General features: G+C 64.4%; 11 protein-coding genes. 4 read left to right on the plus strand and 7 right to left on the minus strand.

Going from position 1 to position 7,226, the window contains the following annotated elements:
• Positions 1-965: 965 nt before the first annotated feature.
• Positions 966-1,199 (minus strand): hypothetical protein, encoded by a 234-nt coding sequence (locus CXY83_RS00970; protein WP_104195555.1) that lies wholly within the window; start codon positions 1,197-1,199, stop codon positions 966-968.
• Between the two features lie 214 nt (positions 1,200-1,413).
• Between CXY83_RS00970 and CXY83_RS00975 the strand changes: the two genes are divergently transcribed.
• Positions 1,414-1,842, plus strand: coding sequence for a PRC-barrel domain-containing protein (locus tag CXY83_RS00975; RefSeq protein ID WP_104195556.1), 429 nt, complete (start codon positions 1,414-1,416; stop codon positions 1,840-1,842).
• Between the two features lie 142 nt (positions 1,843-1,984).
• Here CXY83_RS00975 and CXY83_RS00980 read toward each other — a convergent pair whose 3' ends face one another.
• From CXY83_RS00980 to CXY83_RS00990, 3 genes are read right to left on the minus strand one after another with little or no spacing between them, the layout of a single operon-like run.
• Positions 1,985-2,302, minus strand: a complete 318-nt coding sequence (locus CXY83_RS00980; protein ID WP_104195557.1) for a hypothetical protein — start codon at positions 2,300-2,302, stop codon at positions 1,985-1,987.
• A 7-nt stretch (positions 2,303-2,309) separates the two neighbouring features.
• The gene (locus CXY83_RS00985) at positions 2,310-2,708 is read right to left on the minus strand and encodes a hypothetical protein (protein WP_104195558.1); all 399 of its coding nucleotides are present in this window, start codon (positions 2,706-2,708) and stop codon (positions 2,310-2,312) included.
• On the minus strand, positions 2,705-3,064 hold the full coding sequence (locus CXY83_RS00990) for a hypothetical protein (RefSeq protein WP_104195559.1): 360 nt from the start codon (positions 3,062-3,064) through the stop codon (positions 2,705-2,707). The genes CXY83_RS00985 and CXY83_RS00990 overlap by 4 nt, the downstream gene beginning before the upstream one ends.
• A 309-nt stretch (positions 3,065-3,373) precedes the next feature.
• Here CXY83_RS00990 and CXY83_RS00995 point away from each other — a divergent pair, with 309 nt between their 5' ends.
• Positions 3,374-3,556 (plus strand): hypothetical protein, encoded by a 183-nt coding sequence (locus CXY83_RS00995; protein WP_104195560.1) that lies wholly within the window; start codon positions 3,374-3,376, stop codon positions 3,554-3,556.
• A 9-nt stretch (positions 3,557-3,565) separates the two neighbouring features.
• Entirely contained in the window at positions 3,566-4,141 is a 576-nt protein-coding gene (locus tag CXY83_RS01000; RefSeq protein WP_104195561.1) for a hypothetical protein, read from the plus strand.
• A gap of 91 nt (positions 4,142-4,232) precedes the next feature.
• Here the strand turns inward: CXY83_RS01000 and CXY83_RS01005 are convergent, their stop codons facing one another.
• The 3 genes from CXY83_RS01005 to CXY83_RS01015 form a co-directional block, all read right to left on the minus strand.
• A complete protein-coding gene (locus CXY83_RS01005; RefSeq protein ID WP_233200499.1) occupies positions 4,233-5,348 on the minus strand; it encodes an IS256 family transposase in 1,116 nt (371 codons plus the stop codon).
• A gap of 529 nt (positions 5,349-5,877) precedes the next feature.
• The gene (locus CXY83_RS18290) at positions 5,878-6,006 is read right to left on the minus strand and encodes a hypothetical protein (protein WP_255408708.1); all 129 of its coding nucleotides are present in this window, start codon (positions 6,004-6,006) and stop codon (positions 5,878-5,880) included.
• A complete protein-coding gene (locus tag CXY83_RS01015) occupies positions 6,006-6,272 on the minus strand; it encodes a Rho termination factor N-terminal domain-containing protein (RefSeq protein ID WP_104195414.1) in 267 nt (88 codons plus the stop codon). The genes CXY83_RS18290 and CXY83_RS01015 overlap by 1 nt, the downstream gene beginning before the upstream one ends.
• Positions 6,273-6,347: 75 nt before the next feature.
• Between CXY83_RS01015 and CXY83_RS01020 the strand changes: the two genes are divergently transcribed.
• On the plus strand, positions 6,348-7,226 hold the full coding sequence (locus tag CXY83_RS01020; protein ID WP_104195413.1) for an SDR family oxidoreductase: 879 nt from the start codon (positions 6,348-6,350) through the stop codon (positions 7,224-7,226).

A 7,226-nucleotide genomic window follows, 5' to 3' on the forward strand; every position in this document is an offset into this window, starting at 1 on the left:
CTGCCCGGCGCGGTCGCCGAGCTCTGGGTGGTGGTTTATCGAATGACGTCCCATCTGCATTTCCTTTCCCAGCCCGATAAGCCGCGGTTCGCGTTCATCGATGCGTCGCCGGTCGTGAGTTCGTCGTTGGCGCCCTAGGCTGAGCCGAACGACTCCTCGGGCTAGCCGACCGCAGCCTGATCCACATCGCCCGGGCCATATTTGGGGTCGGTCACGGGAGCGCGCCCCGCCGGTCGGCGTTCCTGGGCTGGGTATTGTGCCGTTGTTCGCCTCGTCGGGCGCGTATGGCGGCGGCTCGCTCGAAGTAATCTCGGGCGACGCGGGCTCCCTCTCGGGGTCGGGCGCCGTGGGGGCGTCCGGCAACTCGGGGGCTTCCGGCGCTCCGGGCACGCCGGGTTCGACGTCCTTCGCGGATCCGTTCTCGCGGTCGAAGTCGCTTTGTGCCATGTCGCTTCCTTTCCGGTCGCGGCCCGTGCACGGGCCGCCAGCGTCGTTGCCGGCCCCTCCACACCACCCCATCCAGGCAACGATGACAAGGGGGCTAACAACTCAGCATTCAGCAGCTTTAGTGGTGGGTCGGGGGGGGGTACGCCGCCGAAAACTAGGGGACGACCCCCGCAACTCTGGATCAGAGGCGTGGGGGAGCCCGCTGCAGAAGCGGTCGGCTCTTTCCTGCCTGTCGCGAAACGCGGCCATCGTCGTCCGGCGTGTCCGCTCGCTCATCCCCCACGAGCGAGGCGCTCGAGTGGGGGAGGCAGCCACGTCACAGTGGAAACGGTAGGACCGCCCGGGCTCGCTCGATAGGGTTACGCGGGGCCGGGACCTCGTAATGGTGAGGGGTCTTCCTCGGGCTCGGTGTCCGGGTGTGGTTCGGGATTGCTGAGTTCGGTCGCGGGATCCGGGTCCGGTGGTTCTTGGGGCCGCTTGTCGTCGCGGTGCTTGGGTGCGTCGTCCTGTGGCATGATTTATGCCCTGTCGACCAATTCGGTGTGCCCGGTGCTGCGGGCGCAGTGGGCACAACAGTAGATCCCATCTTCGGCTTCGACGCCATGGCCCAGGATCCGGCAGCCGCAGTGCATGCAGACGGGCGCCATCAATGTGATCGCGCACTCGAAGCTGTCGAACGTGCCGGTCGTGTCGGCACGTTCGATGGTGAACGTCTTGTCGTACTCGTTGCCGCAGGTGTCGCAGGTTGCCACGGTTCCTCCTTCGATTGGGTCGGTCCTTCGTGCTTACGCCCTTTCTCCCGGTTTGGCTAGGGGTCAGGTTTCTTCGACGGCGCTCGAACGAGGACGTAGCGTAGAGAGGGCAGCAGTTCATTCGCTCTCGCGATGGCGGGCTGCCCAGAGTGGGTGATCCTCCCGAGAGCGTCCGGCGCAACTAGCCGGTGAAACGACGACGAAGGAGAACATCATGAACAACCCGGACACCTCGGACACGGGAACACTGGTCAGACTAAGTGAGACCGATCAGACGGTTGCCGACCGCGAGGAGGACATTCGCGGACGTGACGTCAGAGATAGAAACGGCGACGACCTCGGCAAGGTCAAGGATCTGCTGATCGACGGCACTGAGCGTCGGGTGCGGTTCCTCGACGTGGCCTCGGGAGGGTTTCTGGGCATCGGCCAGGACATGACTCTCATCCCGGTCGACGCCATCACCGCCATCACGGAGGACGAGGTGCGGATCGGCCAGACCCGCGAGAACGTCGCCGACGCCCCTGCCTACGACCCGGAACTGGTTCGAGAACGCGACACCTACGGCGGCGTTCTGGGCTACTACGGGTACGGGCCATTCTGGGGTTCGGACTATCGGTACCCCGACTATCCGCACTACCGCTAGGCATCCACCGGGGGGTTGCTTCCCTGGGTTGACGGGCGTAGCGTCAAAAGTGCGAACGAGGTGAAAACCACGATTCGCACAGAAGGGCTCCAGTGGTCACGATCACCGGAGCCTTTCGCCATGTTTGACGAAACCTCGCTGGCTAGTCGAGTGTTGCCGCACTCGCCACGACAGTTGCGGTGACGACCGCGGTCGCCGGGATCGTCAGCGTTGCCGCGGCCAGGAGCATGAGCCGGCGCCGGCCGGCGGGGATGACGATCCGAGCGACGATCATCGCAATGTAGAGAGTGGCTACCGCTATGGCGCCGGTCAGCGCAACGCCTGGCGGTGGGAGCTGCGTCATCGGCATCAGGACTGCAAGAGACACGCCTGTGAAGATGCCGCCGACGATGAGCCAAATCCGTCTGGTCGAGGTGGTCAGAGCTGGCTGACTTCTGATTCTGGTGGGATCTGTGGTCATGGGTGGATCATCCCCTCGGGTTGATGAGAAGGGCAAAGATCGCGGCGCCCGTCCCGCCGAGATAGAGGACCATTCCAGCGCGGATGCAGAAGGACTTCTGACGGTCCGCTTCCTCCAGGCTGGAACCCAACACGGGGCACCCGGCCCAGGCCAACGAGGCAATGCCAACGACGATGGCGGTGGCACCGACCCACCACACCACGGCCAGCAGGGGTATCGAGTCGCTGGGATGCCATCCGGCAGCAAGCATCCCACCCAGCGGCACGGTTGTCGCGATGATGGTGGCTGCGAACCAGATGGCCCCCGTGAAGTCGATACGCCGCAGCTCCGAAGTCGGGCTGGAGACGTTCTCTGGTGACGACTGCCGATCGGGTTCGGCAGTATCCGGGCGCACCCCTACGGTCACTTTTGGGAAGCCTTTTCGTCGATCGAGATAAGCAGCTTCTTGAGCGCGGTCTTGATCGTGGGATGGCCATATTGGCCCGCTCGGCTTTCACCAGAGATGACGGCGCACCGGTGGAGCTTCTTGAAGTCGCCGTAAGGAAACAGGTAACGACCTCGGGTGCCCTCGGTCTGGTCGGTGTCTTCGCCGAGATGCCATTTTGCGTACTCGGCCATCCCGTGCTTGTCGATGAAGGTGTTGTTCTCATCGGTGCTGGGAGCGTGCTCGCTCCAGTCGTCCCGATCGTCATGAGTGATCTCGCCGCGACGCAGCAACCCCTTCGCGTGGGAGAGGGCTTCCTGATTCAGTTCCACGGACATCCCGATCCTTTCGTCACCTCCGGTCTACGACGATGCTGCCGCGCAGTCAACGGGGTTGCCGACATCCGGCTAGCCGACCGTCATGCCGGGCAGCCGCCTCGAGGAGCCGGTACAGGGCCGCGGAACGTGGGATTCGATGGGTGCTAGTTCGAAACCTGATCTGTCGATCGAGCCTCGACAGGACCCGACACGCGCAGAGACTACTCGCCGAGAGCGAATGGTCAAGCGGGTTGCGGGGGCGCCAGCCGTGACGTGAGCTTTATGAAGCAAGGCGAACGCCTTGGCCTCACTCCCGGAAGGAAAGTACTGATGACAGATCCGACAATCAACACACCTGGCGGCATCGAGGAGGACTTCCCCATCACCGAGAAACCAACTCGCGACGGGGACATCGCCACCGGAGTCAAAGGCGTTCCCGACCAAGATCGTCTCGTCGAGGCAGACGAAGATCTCCAGCCCGACGAGGACGCCACGATCATGAACGACGGATAGCAGCTACTCATGCACAGTTCGGAAGTACTGGCCGACTGGCCAGACGAATCGCGGGAGGCCGCGCAGTTGGTTGTCGACAAGTACGGTGAACCGCACGAGTCGACCGCTACCCAGCTGACCTGGTTCGCGGTAGGAGAGTGGAAGCGGGTCGTGGCGACGAAAGCATTCTGGGAACACCGGTTTCCAGCACCGCACTACGACTCCGTCGAATCGATCATCGACTACCGGGTGGCCCCGGACCTGTTCAGCGCACTCGCCCAATTCGACGGCAGCGTGGTTGCGCGCCGCACAATGGGCGAACTCTCGGCCATCTGCCACGACGAGGAAGCCAATCGGCTCGCCCTGAACCTCGCGCACGACCTCATCTCTGGTGATCGCGACGTGCCGGATGCCCGCGCCTACTATTCGAAAGAGTTCACCGATGCCCGGCGGAAAGCACCCACTCCGTGCATGCAGAAACTGCACTTCACTCCGCAATCGCCCAACCCGGATCCGGATGTACCTACGATCGACGAAGAGGAACTACGCGACGCCGAGGAAGAAGGGCACCCTTCCGCCGGCTCGACAAGCGACCCGCCACCTTAAATGCTGTCACTAGGTGGACAGGCATAAACACGGGAACCAGAGAAACGGCAGTTCGAACCCGCCCTGTAGTATTTAATACATGCGAGGTCGGTCAAGTCCAAATGCGTGGTGTAACGAGATTGCCGCGTGATTCTTGGATTTCTAGGCGCTGAGGGCGCCGAGTTCGGTTGTTTGTTCCTCCTTGTCGGTCGGTCGGGACGAGGGTGAGGCGTGAGCGGCTGAGGACGTCGAGGCCGAGGTAACGGCGGCCTTCGATCCATTCGTCGTGTTGTTCGGCCAGGACCGCTCCGACGAGCCAGATCAGGGAGCCGCGGTCGAGGAAGATGCCCACGACGTCGGTGCGGCGGCGGATCTCGCGGTTGAGGCGTTCCTGTGGGTTGTTGGACCAGAGCTGACGCCAGATCTCCTTCGGGAAGCCGGTGAAGGCGAGCACGTCCGCCCGGGCCGTCTCGAGGTGGGTGGCGACCGCGGGGAGCTTCTCCTCCAGGGCGTTCAGGACCCGGTCGAACTGTGCGTGGACGGCGTCCGCGTCGGGCTGGTCGTAGACGGAGTGGAGCAGGGTCTTCACCCACGGCCAGCTGGTCTTCGGGGTCGCGGACATCAGGTTCGCGGCGTAGTGGGTGCGGCAGCGCTGCCAAGTCGCCCCGAGCAGGGTCGCCCCGATGGCGGCCACGAGGCCGGCGTGAGCGTCGCTCGTGACGAGTTTCACGCCGGTGAGGCCGCGGGCGGTCAGGTCGCGGAAGAAGCTGAGCCAGGCGGCGCCGTCTTCGGCGCTGGTGACCTGCAGGCCCAGAATCTCGCGGTGCCCGTCCTTCTTCACGCCCGTCGCGAGGAGCGCGTGGACGTTGGCGACACGGCCGCCCTCGCGCACCTTCAGCACCAGGGCGTCGGCGGCCACGAACGTGTAAGGGCCGGCGTCGATGGGTTGGGTGCGGAACTGCTCGACCTGTTCGTCGAGGTCCTTAGCCATGATCGACACCTGCGACTTGGACAGGCGGGTGATGCCGAGGGACTCGACGAGTTTCTCCATCCGCCTGGTCGAGACCCCGAGCAGGTAGCAGGTCGCCACGACGCTGGTCAGGGCGGCCTCGGCGCTCATCAGCGCGTTGATGAACGTGGTCAGCATCTGGCGCATCAGGTCCGGGGAGGCTTGCTCGAGTTGTTCGGACAGGAAACGGGCAGGGTCAATAAAATGGGGTGCGGTCATCGCGTGTACTCCTTCGGAAAAGACTTGATCGGTCTTTCCAAGAATCACGCGGTGGCCGCCTCACATCGGTGCAACACGCCCATCAGGGCCGGGGGTTACACCACGCTATTGGACGCAACCGCGAGGTCTGGGGCCGTGTGGGTGAGTTGATCTACGGGCCTGCGTCCGAGCGGATCACGATTGGCGACCGCACTCTCACCCACATCATGCTTGTTACGCTAGCGAAGCTGCGACGGGGCGAGGCTTTCGCACTCAACTTAACGTTCGACGCCTCGACAGGTGGCGGACGAACCACCGTGTGGTTATCGCCCAACACCTTCATTCAGTTCAGGTTCGATGGCAGCCGCAGACCTGCTGTGAACCGGTCATGGATCGACCAGCTCATGATGTCCGCGAACTCGCCCGAGGGCCTCAGCGTGACCGATGAGCCGACGGACAACTCGTCAGAGCCCGCAAACCCGCCCACTGGCGTAATCACAGTCCCACGCCCGAATCCCTGAAGAACGGACGCACTGACCACGCCTGAAGATTAGTCGGGTGGGTCAGTTTCGTCGGGCGGGTCGGCGGGGTCGCCGGGGTCGCCGGGGTCGCCGGAGGCAGTGTCCTCCTCCGTCTCCGGGGCATGGTCGGTCGAGGGCCCGTCGTCGTTGCGCTTCATCAGTGGTTGCGCAGCGAGCTAATGAGGTCGGACTTGTTCTTGCCGGAGTAGCCGTGCAGGCCGAACTCTCTGGCGCGTTTGCGCAACTCGGGCACCGTCATATCCTCGTAGTCGCCAGCCTTGCCCCCGCGCCGCGAGACCGCCTTCTGCCCGTCGCGGGCGGCCGCGTTGCTGACGCGGGCGGCTTTCTCCTTGCTGGCCCCATCGTCGCGGAGATCCTCGTAGAGCTTTGGATTCTTGAGACTTCTGTTCCGTTCACCTGGCATGTTTGCGACGTTACGCCGTTGTCAAGGTCGTGCAAGGGGCTTGATTTTGCATCCCATCAGTGAGTGGCTAGAGGTATGGCTGCGCTCATCGACCCCCGCTCCCGCTACAAGTCCGACGGCTTCCCGAAGCAGGAACAGGAGCAGCCCGGGCTCACCGATCGAACCGATCCGTTGCCAGACCACGGCGAGTCTAGCTACCAGGGCTCGGGCCGACTTGAGGGCCGTCGCGCGCTCATCACAGGGGGCGACTCCGGCATTGGACGGGCGGTGGCGATCGCGTTCGCGCGCGAGGGCGCCGACGTCGCGATCGTCCACCTGCCTGAGGAGCAGCACGACGCGGACGAGACCCTCCGCCTCGTCACCGAGGCCGGGCGCGTGGCCGCCTCGATCCCGGGCGACGTGCAGAAGGAGGGCTTCTGCCGTAGCGTCGTCGACCAGACGGTGGCGGCGCTCGGCGGTCTCGACATCGTCGTGCTCAACGCCGCGTACCAGAAGAACCGGGACGGGCTCGAGACGATTCCGACCGAGGAGTTCGACCGCGTCTTCCGCACCAACCTTTACTCGATGATGTGGATCGCCGGGGCAGCGATCCCGCATCTCCAGCCCGGCGCGTCGATCATCTCGACCACGTCGATCCAGGCATTCAACCCGTCCTCGGCGCTCATCGACTACGCGATGACAAAAGCGGCGCAGGTCGCGTTCACGAAGGCACTCGCCGAGCAACTCGGCCCGAAGGGCATCCGTGTGAACGCGGTGGCGCCCGGACCGATCTGGACCCCGCTCATCCCCGCCACCGGCTGGCCCGAAAAGCTGCCGACCTTCGGGCAAGACACCCCACTTGGCCGCGCCGGCCAGCCCGCGGAACTGGCCCCTGCCTACGTGCTGCTCGCCTCCGACGAGGGATCGTACATCTCCGGCGCGGTCCTGCCGGTCACCGGCGGCAAGGGCCTCTAG

This window comes from Cryobacterium sp. M15 (assembly GCF_002929675.1).
Lineage (GTDB): Bacteria > Actinomycetota > Actinomycetes > Actinomycetales > Microbacteriaceae > Cryobacterium > Cryobacterium lyxosi.

Excerpts from the sequence above, each read along its gene's own strand:
- CXY83_RS00975 (WP_104195556.1), top strand. The coding sequence starts at position 1,414 with ATGAACAACCCGGACACCTCGGACACGGGAACACTGGTCAGACTAAGT.
- CXY83_RS00980 (WP_104195557.1), bottom strand. The coding sequence starts at position 2,302 with ATGACCACAGATCCCACCAGAATCAGAAGTCAGCCAGCTCTGACCACC.
- CXY83_RS00990 (WP_104195559.1), bottom strand. The coding sequence starts at position 3,064 with ATGTCCGTGGAACTGAATCAGGAAGCCCTCTCCCACGCGAAGGGGTTG.
- CXY83_RS00995 (WP_104195560.1), top strand. The coding sequence starts at position 3,374 with ATGACAGATCCGACAATCAACACACCTGGCGGCATCGAGGAGGACTTC.
- CXY83_RS01000 (WP_104195561.1), top strand. The coding sequence starts at position 3,566 with ATGCACAGTTCGGAAGTACTGGCCGACTGGCCAGACGAATCGCGGGAG.
- CXY83_RS01005 (WP_233200499.1), bottom strand. The coding sequence starts at position 5,348 with ATGACCGCACCCCATTTTATTGACCCTGCCCGTTTCCTGTCCGAACAA.
- CXY83_RS18290 (WP_255408708.1), bottom strand. The coding sequence starts at position 6,006 with ATGAAGCGCAACGACGACGGGCCCTCGACCGACCATGCCCCGGAGACG.
- CXY83_RS01015 (WP_104195414.1), bottom strand. The coding sequence starts at position 6,272 with ATGCCAGGTGAACGGAACAGAAGTCTCAAGAATCCAAAGCTCTACGAG.
- CXY83_RS01020 (WP_104195413.1), top strand. The coding sequence starts at position 6,348 with ATGGCTGCGCTCATCGACCCCCGCTCCCGCTACAAGTCCGACGGCTTC.